Annotated in this window: 18 protein-coding genes; 11 read left to right on the top strand and 7 right to left on the bottom strand. The window is 40.7% G+C overall.

Features of this window, described 5'->3' with window-relative positions:
* Window positions 1-265: 265 nt before the first annotated feature.
* On the top strand, window positions 266-589 hold the full coding sequence (locus V7L20_RS16510; RefSeq protein ID WP_334745120.1) for a hypothetical protein: 324 nt from the start codon (window positions 266-268) through the stop codon (window positions 587-589).
* Window positions 590-757: 168 nt separating this feature from the next.
* Here V7L20_RS16510 and V7L20_RS16505 read toward each other — a convergent pair whose 3' ends face one another.
* Entirely contained in the window at window positions 758-994 is a 237-nt protein-coding gene (locus tag V7L20_RS16505) for an ImmA/IrrE family metallo-endopeptidase (RefSeq protein WP_334745119.1), read from the bottom strand.
* A gap of 201 nt (window positions 995-1,195) precedes the next feature.
* On the opposite strand from V7L20_RS16505, the gene V7L20_RS16500 reads away from it, so the two are divergent.
* The 3 genes from V7L20_RS16500 to V7L20_RS16490 all read left to right on the top strand — a co-directional run bounded on the left by V7L20_RS16500 (window position 1,196) and on the right by V7L20_RS16490 (window position 4,160).
* Window positions 1,196-3,250: an FAD-dependent oxidoreductase gene (locus V7L20_RS16500; RefSeq protein WP_334745118.1), complete on the top strand. Its 2,055-nt coding sequence runs from the start codon at window positions 1,196-1,198 to the stop codon at window positions 3,248-3,250.
* Window positions 3,251-3,504: 254 nt separating this feature from the next.
* Complete coding sequence (gene clpS, locus V7L20_RS16495) at window positions 3,505-3,831, top strand: ATP-dependent Clp protease adapter ClpS (protein WP_334745194.1); 327 nt, start codon at window positions 3,505-3,507, stop codon at window positions 3,829-3,831.
* A gap of 5 nt (window positions 3,832-3,836) precedes the next feature.
* A complete protein-coding gene (locus V7L20_RS16490; protein ID WP_334745117.1) occupies window positions 3,837-4,160 on the top strand; it encodes a DUF2103 domain-containing protein in 324 nt (107 codons plus the stop codon).
* A 20-nt stretch (window positions 4,161-4,180) separates the two neighbouring features.
* Here the strand turns inward: V7L20_RS16490 and V7L20_RS16485 are convergent, their stop codons facing one another.
* Entirely contained in the window at window positions 4,181-4,501 is a 321-nt protein-coding gene (locus tag V7L20_RS16485) for a hypothetical protein (protein WP_334745116.1), read from the bottom strand.
* 255 nt (window positions 4,502-4,756) lie between these two features.
* Window positions 4,757-5,242, bottom strand: coding sequence for a molybdenum cofactor biosynthesis protein MoaE (locus tag V7L20_RS16480; protein WP_334745115.1), 486 nt, complete (start codon window positions 5,240-5,242; stop codon window positions 4,757-4,759).
* Between the two features lie 574 nt (window positions 5,243-5,816).
* On the opposite strand from V7L20_RS16480, the gene V7L20_RS16475 reads away from it, so the two are divergent.
* Window positions 5,817-7,856 carry a hybrid sensor histidine kinase/response regulator gene (locus V7L20_RS16475; RefSeq protein WP_334745114.1) on the top strand — a complete coding sequence of 680 codons (2,040 nt, stop codon included), beginning with the start codon at window positions 5,817-5,819 and terminating at the stop codon, window positions 7,854-7,856.
* Here V7L20_RS16475 and V7L20_RS16470 read toward each other — a convergent pair.
* Window positions 7,846-8,274 carry a KTSC domain-containing protein gene (locus tag V7L20_RS16470; protein WP_334745113.1) on the bottom strand — a complete coding sequence of 143 codons (429 nt, stop codon included), beginning with the start codon at window positions 8,272-8,274 and terminating at the stop codon, window positions 7,846-7,848. The genes V7L20_RS16475 and V7L20_RS16470 overlap by 11 nt on opposite strands.
* Before the next feature lie 246 nt (window positions 8,275-8,520).
* A complete protein-coding gene (locus V7L20_RS16465) occupies window positions 8,521-9,357 on the bottom strand; it encodes a class I SAM-dependent methyltransferase (RefSeq protein ID WP_334745112.1) in 837 nt (278 codons plus the stop codon).
* Between the two features lie 68 nt (window positions 9,358-9,425).
* Between V7L20_RS16465 and V7L20_RS16460 the strand changes: the two genes are divergently transcribed.
* Complete coding sequence (locus V7L20_RS16460; RefSeq protein WP_334745111.1) at window positions 9,426-9,764, top strand: cupin domain-containing protein; 339 nt, start codon at window positions 9,426-9,428, stop codon at window positions 9,762-9,764.
* A 309-nt stretch (window positions 9,765-10,073) separates the two neighbouring features.
* Here the strand turns inward: V7L20_RS16460 and V7L20_RS16455 are convergent, their stop codons facing one another.
* Window positions 10,074-11,693, bottom strand: coding sequence for a 2-isopropylmalate synthase (locus tag V7L20_RS16455; protein ID WP_334745110.1), 1,620 nt, complete (start codon window positions 11,691-11,693; stop codon window positions 10,074-10,076).
* Between the two features lie 89 nt (window positions 11,694-11,782).
* On the opposite strand from V7L20_RS16455, the gene V7L20_RS16450 reads away from it, so the two are divergent.
* Window positions 11,783-12,463, top strand: coding sequence for a GntR family transcriptional regulator (locus V7L20_RS16450; RefSeq protein WP_334745109.1), 681 nt, complete (start codon window positions 11,783-11,785; stop codon window positions 12,461-12,463).
* 90 nt (window positions 12,464-12,553) lie between these two features.
* Window positions 12,554-12,997 carry a (2Fe-2S) ferredoxin domain-containing protein gene (locus V7L20_RS16445; RefSeq protein ID WP_334745108.1) on the top strand — a complete coding sequence of 148 codons (444 nt, stop codon included), beginning with the start codon at window positions 12,554-12,556 and terminating at the stop codon, window positions 12,995-12,997.
* Between the two features lie 496 nt (window positions 12,998-13,493).
* Here the strand turns inward: V7L20_RS16445 and V7L20_RS16440 are convergent, their stop codons facing one another.
* Window positions 13,494-14,030: a nucleotidyltransferase family protein gene (locus V7L20_RS16440; protein ID WP_334745107.1), complete on the bottom strand. Its 537-nt coding sequence runs from the start codon at window positions 14,028-14,030 to the stop codon at window positions 13,494-13,496.
* A gap of 186 nt (window positions 14,031-14,216) precedes the next feature.
* On the opposite strand from V7L20_RS16440, the gene V7L20_RS16435 reads away from it, so the two are divergent.
* The 3 genes from V7L20_RS16435 to cobO all read left to right on the top strand — a co-directional run bounded on the left by V7L20_RS16435 (window position 14,217) and on the right by cobO (window position 17,117).
* Window positions 14,217-15,485: a plasmid pRiA4b ORF-3 family protein gene (locus tag V7L20_RS16435; RefSeq protein WP_334745106.1), complete on the top strand. Its 1,269-nt coding sequence runs from the start codon at window positions 14,217-14,219 to the stop codon at window positions 15,483-15,485.
* 137 nt (window positions 15,486-15,622) lie between these two features.
* Entirely contained in the window at window positions 15,623-16,078 is a 456-nt protein-coding gene (locus tag V7L20_RS16430) for a GFA family protein (protein ID WP_334745105.1), read from the top strand.
* Between the two features lie 361 nt (window positions 16,079-16,439).
* A complete protein-coding gene (gene cobO, locus V7L20_RS16425; protein ID WP_334745104.1) occupies window positions 16,440-17,117 on the top strand; it encodes a cob(I)yrinic acid a,c-diamide adenosyltransferase in 678 nt (225 codons plus the stop codon).
* The last annotated feature ends 3 nt before the right edge of the window (window positions 17,118-17,120 follow it).

Below are 17,120 nucleotides of genomic sequence, written 5' to 3'. Positions count from 1 at the left end.
CTTATGAGCTTATTTACAATTCTTAACTTTCAATTTTTCAAGTAAAGTTTATTGTCTTTTAAATTCAACAGCCCCCATCAACTGTTAGTCTTTTAATTAATGAAAGCAAGGTTTGAGCGTAATTATATGCGTCTCAACTGCTTAACAAAGCTTAAAAGTTGGATAATTAGCGTTAATTTTATAGCGATTAGTTAGTTGTTCAGGAATCTCCAAGAGTTTACATTCACCTAGTACACAACTTCCACAAACCGAACTCCGAAAGCCGATGATGAATCATTACTCACTTCAATGGATTGAGGCATGGTGCCAAGAAAATGGTTGGACAGATTTATTTGTCGAGCGACGTAACAACTTTTGGGCTTTCCCTCCGGGTGGGGTAATGCCGGAACCAATTCCAGTTCATGTTCTCAAATTGATTAAAGCCGAAAAAGGATTGACTTTTGAAGAACGATTGTGGTCGATGTCCGCAGTAATCGGCACGATCCTAGCTGTTGTTTTTACCTTTTGGTTCCAGTCGCCGATGCCATTAGTTTTGGCTTTCGCTTTTAACGCCGTTACGGTGGCTCAATTTGAGCTTGAAGATGCCTAAATTCTTATTTTGGGCTTTGCTTTACTATTAAAAACTGCTCTTGTCTACTTTTAGCAAGAGCAGTTTTTAATTTCAGAAAACGAGATTAAATCATCACAGTTTTAATTAAAGATTATCAATTATTGATTAATGAATTCTGTTTGTTGGCAGAGCAAATATTGTAATATATTAGCATTTGACAGACACTTCAGTTACATTGGTGCGAAACTTCACCATCGCTTCACTAGCGCCAAAATGTGCTGCAATCTGAAGTAACAATATCTTTCGTTGTGTCACCCATAATAAACCACTTTTGGGAATTTGAAGGCATCTACATAGATAAGTTGCTTCATCTTCGTTGTTTTGTTTACGTTTTGGTAGTCCGGTTACCGAATCAAATAACAGGCTTATGATTGAACAACACATGAGCTATTTCATGCATCAGATTACTTTCCATGAATAAATGGAAATTAACTCTATATAATAATTTGACAAGCAGAATATATCGCTTTTGCTGTCCAAATTCAATTAATATGCCAGTTTTTAGCTTCTTTCCATTTGTAATGAACATTCGCTGAATGCTACCGTCTACAAGGTGACACAGGATTTAGAGCGGTTTTTTTTACCATGAAGGACAGACACAAAGTAGCTTATAGTTTGACATCGCTGATCAGTCTCAATTTAATATCTAGTTTAGTTGCATTTGATTTTGCGATCGCAGCGCCAACGTCAAAGGCACTCGCCACAGTACCGAGAACCCCAGATAAAAGTGTGAATTGCGAGATTTTAATTGTGGGTGGTGGACTATCCGGTGTCGCCACAGCTTACGAGGGGTTACTAGCAGGACGAACAGTTTGCCTCACGGAAATTACTGACTGGCTGGGAGGACAAATTTCTGCTCAAGGAACATCTGCGTTAGACGAACGCCCAACTCAACGAGCTTTGAAATTCTATTCTCGCGGCTACCTAGAATTGCGAAATCGGATTGGGCGCAAATACGGTAAACTTAATCCCGGTGACTGTTGGGTTAGTGAATCCTGCTTTCTTCCCCGCGATGCTCACAACATTTTGACTCAGATGCTCAAAGATGCCGAGAAGCAGGGCAAAGGGAAATTGCAATGGTTTCCCAACACGGTAATTAAGGATTTGGAAATCGCTGCTGATGGCAAAATAATTAATAGTGCGATTGCTATTCAACATCAACCAGCAAAAGGCGCACCACCTCTCAATACTTTTACTTTATCTCAAAGTATTGAAGATTCTTATAGCTATGAAGACTCATCTCGATTTACAAAAACTATTCTCCGTTTCCTTCCCAAGGCAGATAAAGGAGATGCTCCTAAGTGGTATGTCGTAGACGCCAGCGAAACTGGAGAAATTATTGCCCTTGCTGATGTCCCTTACCGATTGGGTATTGATGCCCGTTCTTACCTAGAACCTTCGGCTTCTGACACCAATAACGACCCTTATTGCCCTCAAGGATTTACCTACACCTTTGCAATGGAGGCAACTAAGGAACCCCAACCGCAGACAATGCCCCCATTTTATTTAGAATACGCCCCATATTTTAGCTATGAATTAACGCGACTGGCTAACTTTGATTTAGTTTTCACCTACCGTCGCATTTGGAGTCCAAACAAAGGGAAACCAGAAAAATTCGGTGGTGTAAGTTTTACTGCTCCTACACCAGGGGACATCTCCATGCAAAACTGGACTTGGGGTAATGATTACCGCCCTGGAACAGCCCAAGATAACCTGATTTACAGTCGCCAACAGTTAGAAAGTACTGGGCAGTTAAAACCAGGTGGTTGGATGGGGGGATTACGAACAGAAACTCTCCGGAAAGCTGAAGAAAATGCCCTCTCTTTCTATTACTGGTTGGTAGCTGGAATTACGGATTCCAAACTGGGGGATGGTGTCAAACAGCTGCAAAGCAATAACCGTTTTGTTTCAGGTTTAAATTCCCCAATGGGCACAGTGCATGGCTTATCGAAATATCCCTATATGCGCGAAGCACGGCGCATCATTGGCCGCCCCAGTTGGGGACAACCTGGTGGCTTTGGGATTTGGGAAATTGATATTTCTCGCCGAGATTACAACGATAAGTATTATTCCCAGACTCTGCCAACAGATATGTATCGGAGGCTACGAGCAGCACTTGCAGGTTTGGAATCAGTATCAGTAATTGAAGGTAAAGTCCCACCAGAAAAAGCAATGCGACGGACTCGTTCTACCATCTTCCCCGACGCTGTGGGTATTGGTCACTACGCCATAGATTTCCATCCTTGCATGGTGAATAGTCCCCCAGAAGCTCCTGGTAATACAGAACGTCCAGGTGAAAGGCGTGGTGCTGGTCAAGCCTATCCCTTCCAAATTGCTTTAAGGGCAATGATTCCTCAGAAAATTGATAATTTGCTGGTAGGAGGCAAAAGCATTGCTACTAGTCATATTGCTGCTGCTGCCTATCGAGTCCATTCCTTTGAATGGTCGTCTGGCGCAGCTGTGGGAACTGTTGCTAGTTTTGCCCTTAAAAATGCGATCGCACCCTACCAATTAGTGGATAATTTACCCAAACAAGAGCCACAACTAGAAGCACTCAAACGGCTTTTGGAACAAAATGGCAACCCTACAGCCTTCCCAGATACATCTATTTTTAATGAAAACTGGGATAATTGGCGGTAGATAGTTATTAGTTATTAGTCATTAGTCATTAGTCATTTGTCATTGGTCACTTGTACTGAGCGAACGCGAGTGCGTCTTTAAGAGTTGCCGTAAAGCCTGCGGCATAGCTACGCTTAGGACACAGGCTAAGAAGAGAAGTATTGGTCATTTGTTAAGGACAACGAACAACGGACAAATGACCAATGACAACTGACAATGGACTAAACTAGTTGTTTGTAGTGTAGTTTTGTAAAATTATCTTGCTTAATTCTTCTATGGTTATGACACTTTCAGCAGATGTTTACGCAATGGCCACAGCACCAACTAAAGCTCCTGAACGGTCTAATCAAGTTATCCGTAAAACTTATCCGAATTACAAAGTGATTGTATTAAATGATGATTTTAATACATTTCAACATGTGGCTGAATGTTTGATGAAATATATTCCAGGGATGAGTGGCGATCGCGCATGGAATCTAACTAATCAGGTACACTATGAAGGTCAAGCGATCGTCTGGGTCGGGCCGCAAGAACCTGCGGAACTCTATCATCAGCAGCTGCACCGAGCAGGTTTGACAATGGCACCTCTAGAAGCAGCTTAATTATCATGGGCAAACCTACCGCAGATTCCCTCCAAGCGGCTTCACAAAAAGCTGGCAGACTGGTTTGGAATCACTCGACTCACCTTTCTGGTCTCATCCCCATTTTAGAACGTCTTTGTCAGCAAGATGGGATCCAAACCGTGACGCCGGGAGTAATTGGGCGGGCAAAAGGTCATTGTCCAAAAATGCAACTGCGTGTGTCAGTACCGATTCGCGGTGGCTACAAAGTAATTGCACGGCAGGGGAAGACGGTACAAGAGGTCTTCATTTTAACCCCTTTAGCGCAGTCAGAATTGGAAACGGCATTAGCGATCGCTATGAAATCTTAATCATGCCCCATGCCTCATGACTATTCCTCGACACGGTGGACTGCAAATTTGTGTAGTGGCAGACTCACAATGCAAGAAAAAGTTAAGAAATATGACAGAGCCGTAGTTATTCTCAAAGTCATGAGTACAGATTCCCAGTCGGGTAAAACTATTTTTTCTATACCAAAGGCTACACAGTAAACTAGCCAGTAAGTAAAGCTCATTCTAAATAGAATCTGTTCTGTTTCTTCTATATCATTTTTTTGCTGCTTACCGTCCCAAAGTAACACCAGTCCAACAATGCAAGCTACACAAGAGACAGCAACTACAAATTCGTGACAAAATATATTTAACGAATGCATTTATGTTTATCCCCACATTTTTCAGTTGAAGATCAGTCTAAAGGAATATTCCTTGTAGAAATACAAATTCTTTACAAACCTCAATAGAATCATGCATTTTCAGTAAACAAATGCAACATAAATTGTTGTTTTGCAAATCTAAATATTTTTAATAAAAACTAAATATTTATCTTTGCAAAACTTAATTACGTTAGCGAGTTTGCGACCATCATTACGAACTACGTTAGTAGCGGGGCGCAGCCCATTACGAATTATTTAACAATTTTCTTCTGATGTTTCACAAGCAGCAATACTTACCCAACTGCTAGAACCATCTTCCCAATGTTCTTTTTTCCAAATGGGTGCATTGTGTTTAAGGGTATCAATAGCATACTGGCAAGCTTCAAACGCCTCACTCCGATGAGGACAACCTACTGCTACTAAAACGCTAATTTCTCCAACTTGTAAACGTCCAGTGCGATGATGAATCACTACCCGATTCACATCAGGCGTAGATAAGCGAATATCAGCAGCAATTTGATAAAATACCCGCAATGCCATAGGTTCGTAAGCTTGATACTCTAGAGCAATTACAGGTTTACCATCAGTTTGATTGCGAACTACGCCACTCATCATAACCACAGCACCGTTGGCTGGATCGTTAGACAAGGCATAGATTTCTTCAAGAGACAATGGTGCAAAGCTAATAGCAAAACTATCTTCGGCTCTTGGTTTAACAGCAGAGATAAGTGTAGTCGTCATAACCGCGATCGTATTATGTAGGCTTTTTCTATTCTCTCTGAATAAAACACTACTGGTGTATGTTTAGTTGCTCTTGCTATAGTGCTTTTCGTTTACGTCAGGTATAGCCGTAGGAGTACTTACTTCGCTCAAATTCAAAAAAAAGACTTTTCATTTTGACTTTTAAGAGCCAGTTGCTTCTCCCAAGGGAAACGCGACACGAACAAGTCGGCAAGAGAGCCGCCCAACCCACTGGCTCCTTTTCACTTCCGCCTTGCGGTACTAGTTGCATATATTACCGCCTACTTAATCTGAGTGGAGATAATTTTATCTGTTAACAAAAAATTATAAGGCTGTAAATCTTCTAAGTTTGACTTAAAATTAGCAAAATTCTTGTTCATCCTTCTTAAGGCATATTATTATAATTAAAGTTATTAAGCTATATGCTTGCTCAGTTATTCAAATAATCTGATAGTGATTTCATTGAGCTATCAAGTGCAGTGACAGATGAATCTCCTACGCAAAGCGTTTTAAATTGACGTTTTTTAGTAACACGAGGGCAAGTTGTCATTCAACAATAGTTAGGAACAATTTAATGAAATCTTTAGTGTGTAACAATGAAGGATCGAGGCTTGAGGCTCTGCGTCAGTACCAGATTCTCGACACTCCACCAGAAGAAGCATTCGACGAACTAGCATTCTTAGCCACACAGATTTGTAACACACCGATCGCCTTGATTAATTTAATTGACGCTAACCGTCAGTGGTTCAAAGCTAAGGTGGGTTTAGATGTACAGGAAATGCCACGAGATACTGGGTTCGGATCGATTTGTATAGAAAGTGGCGAAGTTTTAATTATTCCTGATACCTTAGCTGATGAACGATTTGCTACGAATCCTATAGTTAGTGATCCTGGACTTTGCATAAGATTTTATGCAAGCGCACCTTTGTTAGCACCAGGGGGAGAAGCGATCGGGACTCTGTGTATAGTCGATCGCATACCACGCCAAATCAGTCCCGAACAGGTAGAAGCACTGCAAACTCTTAGCCGCCTGATAGTTAGACAACTAGAAATCCGGCGGGAATTCGCTAAACTGGCAAGTATTAAACAGGAATACAAGCAGGCACAAGAAGCATTGCTGGATATTGTCACTGATGCAATTGTTGTACAAGATTTGGACAACAAAATTTTATTATGGAACAAAAATGCTGAGGAACTTTACGGCTGGAAGTCAGAAGAAGCTATAGGCAAGCAGTCAAATGAACTTTTTTGCACTGAATCTTGGCCGCAAAACTTAGAAATTTATCAGACTGTATTAAAGGATGGATCTTGGCAAGGTGAGTTACAGAAAATCAGCAAATCTGGCAAAAACCTCATCGTTGAAAGTCGCTGGACACTGATAAATGATGAACATTCTCAAGCCAAATCAATCCTTGTTGTTGATACCGACATTACCCACAAAAAACAACTAGAAAAACAATTTTTACATGCTCAACGCATGGAAAGTATAGGCACTCTTGCTAGTGGTATTGCTCACGATTTAAATAATGTGTTATCACCAATTTTGATGTCAGTGCATCTGCTCAAATCTAAAATTAGCGATCAACAGATTAATCCGATGCTGTCAATAATAGAAAGCAATGCCAAACGTGGTGCTGATTTGGTAAAGCAAGTGCTGTCATTTACTAGGGGAATTGAAGGTAATGTCCAAGGACAAGCCACTACACGCCAAAGCACGGTGCTTCAAGTTAAACACCTCCTTTTAGAAATCCAGCAAATTATCTCACAAACATTTCCCAAATCAATCGCAGTGTTCATAAAAATTCAGGATAAATTGTTACCTATTTGTGCTGATAGTACCCAATTACATCAGGTATTGATTAATTTGTGTGTCAATGCACGCGATGCCATGCCTACAGGCGGAACTTTAACAATATCTGCTGAGAATATTTGGATTGATGAAACTTATGCCAGTATGCATATAGAAGCTAGAGTTGGTATTTACATTGTTCTGACAGTTGCTGATACCGGGCTGGGAATCAACAGTGAAATATTAGATAGAATTTTTGAACCATTTTTTACAACAAAAGAGTTGGGTAAAGGTACAGGACTTGGGTTATCAACAGCAATGAGAATTATTAAAGAACACGGTGGTTTTATTACCGTATCAAGTTTTGTCGGCAAGGGAACAAAGTTTAAGGTGTACTTACCAGCAGTTAATCAAGTTCCAATGCCATTGTTAGAAGATACGGCAATACCAACTGGATCTGGAGAATGTATTTTGGTTGTAGATGATGAAACTACCATTCAAGAAATTACTAAAACATCCCTAGAAAATTATAATTACAAGGCAATGACTGCTGGTGATGGCGTCGAAGCATTAGCAATTTATGCCCAACATAAAGATAAAATTAGTGCTGCAATTATCGATATGATAATGTCCAAAATGGATGGAGCAACTACTATTCGGACATTGCAAAATATCAATCCGTTATTGCCGATTATTGTTGTTAGTGGACTTGCAACAAGCGAACAAGTACCAATGGACAAAACAGATGAACATACAGCTTTTCTACCCAAACCATACACAACACAAGAATTATTGAAAACTTTACATTCAGTTATTAGTCAATAGTATAATCTGGATGATCTAGACGATCGCAGTCATATCTACCTTTAATCTCTTGATTGAAAAAGCTGCCAATTGAATCAGAGGAATGTAAATCTTCCCAAGTATCCTCGTCTACACCTAAGTACTGATAAACACCTCCATTTTGAAACTCAACTTGCAAAGTGTGTTCGTCGTGATCGTAGCCTACAGCGATCGCCATTGATGAGCTAACTGGTAACATAGCGATTGGTTCTTCTTTAAAGGGTAGCGCAGGTGTTTGGGCAATCGCCTCGTTCAGTTCTTGCAATCCTTCATAAGCTTGTATCGGTGCTGGAATTTCCAAAAACTCTAGTTCGTCGCCTCGATCAAGCAACAACTGCAAATATCCATCAGAATGAGCGATCGCTACTAAACTGCTCAAGTCTACCTTAGATAGCTTCATTTATTTTCTGCTCTCCTGTTGGCGTAGTCGGAAGTATTAAAGTTTTATGCAACACTTAAGTGCTTTTATAGTATAAATGTACTATAAAAGCACTTCGCTGTCAAGTTTTTTTTACCAAGGGAGAATTTCAGGTGTGTAGAGACACGTTAAAAGCGGGGCGTTAGCGTAGCGAGACTGAGTACAGCCCAGTCCGATTTTGCCTCTTTACAGGGTTTATCGGTAAGTGCATTTTTAATTTGAACTGTATTAGTCTATTGGCTTGCGACCAAAGGTATAAAAAGTTGTGACATCGTTCCAAATGCCTTGTTCTGTAACTAATACTGCCAATTCTGCTTCAAATTCTGCCTTAAGTTTCTCCAGTTGCCCAGATGAGAGTTGGTTCATGGGATTTGGAAATTGTCCAGCTGCTGGATGAGAACCTCCAGACCACATCCGCTTTGCCTGTTTTAGGCTAATATAACTACCGTCTTGCTCAGACTTAATTTCAATCGCCTCAAAGCCTGCTGTTTTTAATAGATCATGGCACTTTTCAATAGTGCCTGTTGGTTTACTGAATGCGAGTGAAACGCCATACTTTTGGGCAACTTTTTGCATAGTTACCCCTCCCACAAAAGCGGTGTCTGCGAATGCATGAAAGCCAATTAGTCCACCAGGTTTGAGCAATTGATGCCAAAGGCGTAATGCGGCAGGAACGTCAGCCATCCAAATCAGGGCTGAGGAACATAGGACAACATCAAAACTGTTGGCTGGAAAGTTCAGTTTCTCAGCATCCGCAAGTACAAGCTCAATATTATTCAGCCCCAACGCCTCAATCTTGCGTTTTGCCTGCTCAAGCATCCCAGTTGAAATGTCCACTCCCACAACTCGACCTGCAAAACCTACAAGCTGTGCTGCTTCAATTGCCACTATACCTGTCCCAGTTGCAATGTCTAAAATATGCTGTCCTTGGCTAATCTGTGCATATTCAACTAGACGATGAGCAATTCGAGGATGCCAATCGCCCTGATCATAAGTTTGGCCTCTGCCACTGTATAAATCGGCAATCTGTTGCTTATATTCATTTAGATCAAGTTGTTGATTCATAATTCTCTTATAAACAGTGTTTTTTGTCTGACATAATGCTAAAACACTGATTCAAAGAGGTAAAGAACATGTCAGAACAGACTTTTATTCAAACTGACTTTGAGCGATTGCTGGACATTGAGCAGTTTCCTGGTGCTAAGTTTTTCCCCCTAGCCGAGCCTGTATCACAAGGTTCAATACATCTGCTGACAATGAAGGCAGGTACAACGATTCCTATTCATACTCATCCTTGTGATGAGTATGTTTATGTGATGAAAGGAGTAGTGGAAACTGGGGGAAAGAGTTGTTCTGCTGGAATTTTTTGGTTCACGCCAGCCCACACCCAGCAAGGGCCTCATATAGCCATCACGGATGTAGAAATACTGACGATTCGGCTTGGGCCAATGGGCGTGTTTGAGTCGCCTTAGTACAACATTTTATTAGGTTTGTAGCAAATTTAATTTGGTAATGCTAATGCGTCGCTCTGCAATGCATTAGCATCGCTCTGCAATACCAATGCATTGCTCTACAATGTTAATGCGTCGCTCTGCAATACTAATGCATTGCTCTACAATGCTAATGCGTCGCTCTGCAATGCCAATGCATTTCTCTGCAATACTAATGCACTAAGATTTTGCAAAACTGTACTTACTTGTGCAACCAAAACCCTTGTAGAGACGTAAAACTTTACGTCTCTATATCAACGATTCATGTCTGTATTTAGCAACGCATCCGATCTACCCAGAGACAACGGCAGATATCTCATGAAACTCGGATTTCTCAGTTTGCAAGTAACGATAAAGACGATTCAGGGCGTTGAGATGAGCGTAAGCTGCGGCTACCACGATGTCAGTATCAGATGCTTGTCCAGAGAATATCCGCTCTTTATGCTTCAAGCGAACTGTCACAGTTCCCAGTGCATCAATTCCTTCAGTCACAGATTGGACGGAAAATTCAATCAGTTGATTGGGAATTTGTACCAATCGATTGATTACTTGATACACTGCATCAACTGGGCCAGTGCCTACATTCGCATCTGTGAGGATTTTGCCATCGGGGGTAACAATTGTAATGGTTGCAGTTGGGCAAGTGCAGTCACCGCAGATTACCTGAACATGTTCGATTTGGAACCCACTTTCTACTTGAATCTGCGTCTCATCTCGAACGATCGCTTCTAAATCCCAATCTGATATCTCTTTTTTCTTATCAGCGACATCTTTGAATCGATTGAAGGCTTTGTTCAAGTCCGCCTCATTCAGTTCAAACCCTAATTCCTTGAGCCTGGTACGGAAAGCATTTCGTCCAGAGTGCTTGCCCAAAACAATGCGATTTTCTGGCAAACCAATCGCAGCAGCTTCCATAATTTCATAAGTCTGGCGGTGCTTAATAATCCCATCTTGGTGAATACCAGACTCATGAGCGAAAGCGTTTGCTCCTACGATCGCTTTATTGGGCTGAATCAACATTCCGGTTAATTGGGAAACCAAAGACGAGGTTTTGTAAATCTCCTGAGTCTTAATATTAGTCAAGGGTGTATCGGCATCAACCGGACGACCAAAGTAAGGATTGAAAAATGGTTTGCGAACCTGCAAGGCCATGACAATTTCTTCTAATGCTGCATTACCTGCTCGTTCTCCAATACCATTAATGGTACATTCCACCTGACGCACGCCATACTCAATTGCTGCCAAAGCGTTAGCTGTCGCCAAACCCAAATCATTTTGAGTATGAATGGAAAGAATCACTCCATCGATATTGGAAACATGTTCTCGAATTCCCTGAATTAGATTTCCGATTTCCTTGGGTGTGCAGTAACCAACGGTATCAGGAATGTTGATTGTAGTTGCACCTGCTGCGATCGCTGTTTCTAAAACTTGATAAAGAAACTCTGGCTCAGTGCGGCTAGCATCCATTGGTGAAAATTCTACATCGTCTACAAATGACTTGGCATAAGCAATCATTTCTGCTGCGATCGCTAATACTTCGCTGCGAGACTTTTTCAATTGATATTTCAGGTGAATATCAGAAGTAGAAATCATCGTGTGGATTCTAGAACGAGCCGCTCCCTTCAAGGCTTCGGCGGCGGCGTGAATATCCTGACGAATGGCTCTAGCTAAACTGCAAATGATTGGCCCACCTGCTATTCCGACTTGTTCAGCAATGGTTTTAACAGCTTGAAAATCACCCGGACTAGCAACGGCAAAACCTGCTTCAATCACATCAACACCAAGGAGAGCTAGTTGATGAGCGATCGCTAATTTCTCTTCTACATTCAGGGTTGCGCCCGGTGACTGTTCGCCATCCCGTAGCGTGGTGTCGAAGATGATAACTCGGTCTGGTTGAGATGCGATGCTCATAACTCTCTCCCGTGGTATTGAAGGGATGTTTCAAAAACTTACTTTGGATATTGTATACAATCTTTCTAATTTTGTATACAATATAAAATATGAACTTGAATGACTTGGCAGCGAATGTGCTGCAACAACAACGCAGTACCCCAGATTTAATTGCCGATGCTTTGCGAGAAGCGATTCTGCGCGGCATTTTTCAGGAAGGACAATCCTTGAGACAGGATGAAATCGCCACTGGGTTTGGCGTTAGTCGCATTCCCGTGCGCGAAGCCCTCAAGCAGCTAGAAGCAGAAGGATTGGTAACACTGCATTTAAATCGTGGTGCGATCGTATCGGTGTTGACAGCACAAGAGGCGCAAGAAATCTGTGAAATTCGTAGCGCCTTGGAAGTAAAAGCGATGCAGTTAGCAATACCCAAGTTTAAGGAAACAGATATAGAAAAAGCTGCTGTGATTCTGGAAGCGACAGATCAAGCAACTGATGCAGGTGTGTTGGCGAAACTCAACTGGGAATTTCACGCGACGCTGTACGCCACTGCTGAACGTCCCCGGTTGCTGACAATGATTAAAACTTTACACGTTAATTGCGATCGCTATGTCCGCGTACAATTAGCGCAGATGGATTACCAAGAGCGATCGCAAAAAGAACACTATCAACTCTTAGAGGCTTGTAAAAAGCAGGATACAAAAGCTGCTGTCAGATTACTGAAACGACACATAGACACCGCAGGAGAACAGCTAATTGCATACTTGCAGCAAATTGCTCAGAAACGCTGATTATTTAATGATTTAGTAGAACAGACTAAATACGAAATTTACACTATCCTGTTCAATAAACCTCTCCCTTCCTTGAACTAAAGTTCAACCATGAAAAAACTGATCCAGCGTATTAAAAAATTGCTGCAACGTATCTTCAAGAGGTTTGCATCCAATTCTCAGCAGACATCCCCTTTAATAAATTCTCGTCCCTTAGAAACTTCTATCAAGAGTGTTTCTCCCCGATGGAAATCTGGTTTAGTACTTGTGTGTTCACAATGTGCAAACGAACGCTCAAATAGTTTTCATCCAACTAGCAAAAGCTCAACAGCTTCCGAAGACTTAGAGAATTGGTTAAAATCTCGTTTAAAATTTGAGGGATTATGGGGAGAAATTCGGGTTGTTAGCACCAGTTGTTTAGGGGTTTGTCCAAAATCCGCTATTACTGTAGTTATTGTAAGTAATTCAAGTGGCGGGAATAGTCCATGCTTGATTGTAAATCCTCAAAGCGATCGCGAACTTCTCTACTCACGCATCAAACAGAATAAAGAATGATTTTAGGACTTACCCATTGATAAGAAATGCCAAATCTGGATAAGTTTAAAAACCACATCTTTCGTAAGGGCACAGCAATGCTGTGCCCCTACAGCATGGTCTATTTCCAATCGCAGAGTAATTAATACCAATTCTGTATAATGATGCGCCAAATTATACAAGGAACGAACCGCAAAGGCGCAAAGGACACAAAGGAAGAAAGAAAATTTGGCGCAGCCTCACAAAGAAATGGTATAAGAAAAGCCTGTTTACTTCCGGGAGCATCGTTAATTCACATCACGATGCATTCGTACAGTGCGAAAGTTTTAAATTTATAGTTTGGTTAAGTGGCGTAACTAATGGGACAGACCACTAGTTTTGTTGTAAAAGGGTTTTAGTTTAATTATTTGCAGTGGGAGAAAATTATTAACATTGGGATTCACAACCCTTAGATTATAAATTAAAAAGCTGATTTACCTTGTAAAGAAAACTGGTAGCTACAACCCAACTGTAACTTTTATGCCAACCGCAGATAAGGACACTTATGCAAGAATGTAGCTGCTTTATTATGGGCATCCAGGTTATCAATATGTGCTGGCGTAGGTCGAATAATGCCACTAAATAGGTCATCTAACCCGTAGGGAGTAAAAAATTGCCATTGGCCTTGTACATCTAGCCGAACTCCGACAGCAGTAGCAGTGTGCAGCCAATCTGTAATGCCATCCTCTGTACTAGTGTAGAGTCTGCTACCAAGCCGCCAACGAGCAAAACTAGCTTGATTTTTTACATCAAACTGTTCATGAGGAAATTGTTCTGTGAGAGTTGTCTTTGCTGCTAGTTCTTGAGAACGATTTCCCTCTCTATCAAAGAATGCAATATCAAAATCTTTAATACCTAATTTACACTCATTGCCAAAAATTGCAGACCAAACGGTGTTGCGGACTGCACCACCGACTAACCACCAGTTAGGTAAATTTAGTTGAGCGATCGCTCTTAATACTGTATCAATAGGTGTATCAGCTAAAATCATCTGTAGACAAGTATTACTATTCATATCAAATTCCTGGAATTATCAACTAGAAAATGAAAATATTATTATTCACATCTCATTAAGCTTACGGTCTTGATAGACCTACTATAATACTTAACAGGTAAAGGTTTATTAGGGTAACTGCTGAAGTCATAGTATAGAGAACAGGGTTTTACGGCAGGTTAAATTGTGAATTTATAACTTTTATTTATGGAAGATTTATTTGCGCGGCTAGAACGCACATTCAATCCTGAACTGCCTTCCCTAACAGACTCACAACAACAACTTCTACAAGAACTCAGCATTGATGAAAATCAACCTGGTACGATTCTGCATGACTTTCAAACCCTAATAGATTTCTTGCAACCAAATGGAGTGGAAGTTAGTAGTGTTAATAACCTTTTACCACTGAAAGTACTCTCAGAAGTTAATTTTCAGTTAAGTCAACCAATTGAAACTAAACTCAAACGCCCTGTACAGAAATCATACCCCTACATAAATGGACTATATCTGTTATTACGCAGTTCTGGGATAGCCCAAATTAGATCCCAAGGTAAGAAGCAAATTTTAGTATTAGACACAGCTACCTTGGAATCATGGTCAAATCTCAACCCAACAGAACGCTATTTCAACTTATTAGAAGCCTGGTTGATTTGGGGAAATAACGAAATTTTGGGTGAACATCAAGACTCATTCGGAAATTTATTTAGATGTATTCAACTTTGGTCTCGCGTCCCAGATAAAGGTTTAAAATTTCCTAAATATGAAGACCAACACAATATTAGTTATTACCCAGGTTTGCATAACGTTGCCCTGTTAGAGTTGTTTGGATTGTTATCTATCAAGCAGGGAAAACCGCAAGAAGGTAAAGGATGGCGTATTACCAGTTTACAGCGCTTGGCTTTTGGTGATGCTCTGTTGCAATTATTATTCCCGCTAGGTATACGAGGAGAATTACAGGATGATATAAATGTTAATTTTGGAAAATTGCAGTCACACTTACAACTATTTTTTCCAGAATGGGAGCATAACTTATTTGTTCCACAGCAAAGCTTTACTGATGGTATTTATATTTTTAAAGTGTCCATTTATCAGGCTTGGAGACGCATTGCCATACCAGCAAAAAAACCATTAGGCTGGCTAGCAGAAACAATTCTTGATGCTTTTGATTTTGACTACGACCATTTATATGAGTTTAGTTATAAAGACCGTTTTGGTCGCACAATTAAAATAGGTCATCCATACATGGAAACACCCCCATTTGCTGACCAAGTGCAGATAGGTGATTTGTCTCTAGAACCGGGTGCTAAAATGACCTATCTTTATGATTTTGGTGATAACTGGAAATTTGATGTGCAGTTAGAAGCTATTAATTCACCTGATAACAAAATCAAAAAAGCAAAGATTTTAGAAGTTCACGGGAATGCACCTCAACAGTATTGGAGTGAGGATGATGAATCGGATAAAGATGAACAATGAGGGAGATTTAGAGAGATGTGGACAATGAAAATGTCTTCATGTCCCCCTATCCCTGTGTCTTCTTCCCCCTGCTTCCTCTTATCCCATATTTATAGTTAATATGATGAAGCAACACAAATTTTAAGGAGATAAAACCTGTGAGTCTTCCATATACTGGAGGTTGTCAATGTGGACAGATTCGTTATGAAATTCATGTCGAACCGTTAACCCTCTACGTATGCCACTGTAAGGAGTGTCAGAAACAATCGTCTAGTGCCTTTGGAATGTCTCTCACCGTACCACGAGATGCTGTTGTGATTGCTCAGGGACAACCAAAAGCTTGGACTCGCAAAGCTGATAGCGGGCGTGAAATAAACAATTTGTTTTGCGGTGACTGCGGAACACGATTGTTCCATGAACGGACTTACAACCCAAATACTATCAACGTCAAACCCGGAACGTTAGATGATACAAGTTGGTTACGCCCAGTAGGTAACGTTTGGACACGCAGTGCCCAGTCATGGGTGATAATTTCAGACCAATTGCTTAACTATGATGGGCAACCAGAGGATATGCAGCCTTTATGGGAAAAATGGAAACAACAGCATCCATAAATGCACAACTCCCGATATTAAACATTGTACCCCTGACACTTAAACCAACGCCCTCAGTTGGTAGTCTAACTCATGACTATACCAAACCAGAGAATGACAAAAGTTTAGTGGTAAAGTGCTTTAATGAACATATTAAATTATTTAAAACAGTAATAGTAAACTCAAATTATAAGTTGAGTTTGTATATCATATAGATTTCCATACTTGTCTATAAATCATGTTAATCCAGCTAACACACTATTAATATTTCACATGAAAACTTACTGGACATTTCCAATCAAGTGATTTAAGTGAAATTAGGTAAGTAAGACGATTTTGGTTCATTCTCAACACTTTTAACAGTTATTTCTAGATAAAGTTGATGACAAACGACACACCACAAGAATTGAATGCAGATCAAGAGATTGGGCGCTTGATTGATCAGGTAATGTCTTCATCTCTGACTGATGAACAGTACCGCAAAAAGATGCAGCGACGCAAAGAAGTGCAGGATCAACGCATAGCACAAGCTGTACCAGAAAAAGGATTAATTATTGTAAATACTGGTAATGGTAAAGGTAAAACTACTGCGGCTTTGGGGATGGTGTTACGATCGCTAGGTCACGGGTATAAAGTAGCGATCATCCAATTTATCAAAGGTAGTTGGGAACCTTCAGAAAAACGGGTTTTTAGTAATTGGGAAGATCAGTTAGAATTTCACGCAATGGGCGAAGGCTTTACCTGGGAAACTCAAGACCGCGATCGCGATCTCGATAAAGCTAGCGCCGCTTGGCAAAAATCATTAGAATATATTCGCAACCCAGACTTTCACATGGTGTTGTTAGATGAAATCAATATCGCCCTCAAAATGTCTTACTTAGAAGTAGAGGATGTTTTGGCGGGTTTGGCGCAAAAACCACGTAACAAACACGTTATTCTTACAGGTAGAGGCGCACCTGCTGCTTTAATTGAGCGTGCTGACCTCGTAACTGAAATGACCCTAATTAAGCACCCTTTCCGCGATCAAGGCGTTAAGGCGCAACCAGGAATTGAGTATTAAATT

It is taken from the genome of Nostoc sp., assembly GCF_036916735.1.
Classification (GTDB): domain Bacteria; phylum Cyanobacteriota; class Cyanobacteriia; order Cyanobacteriales; family Nostocaceae; genus Nostoc.
The sequence above is the reverse complement of the archived record's forward strand: the minus strand, read 5'-3'. Positions and strand labels throughout refer to the sequence as shown.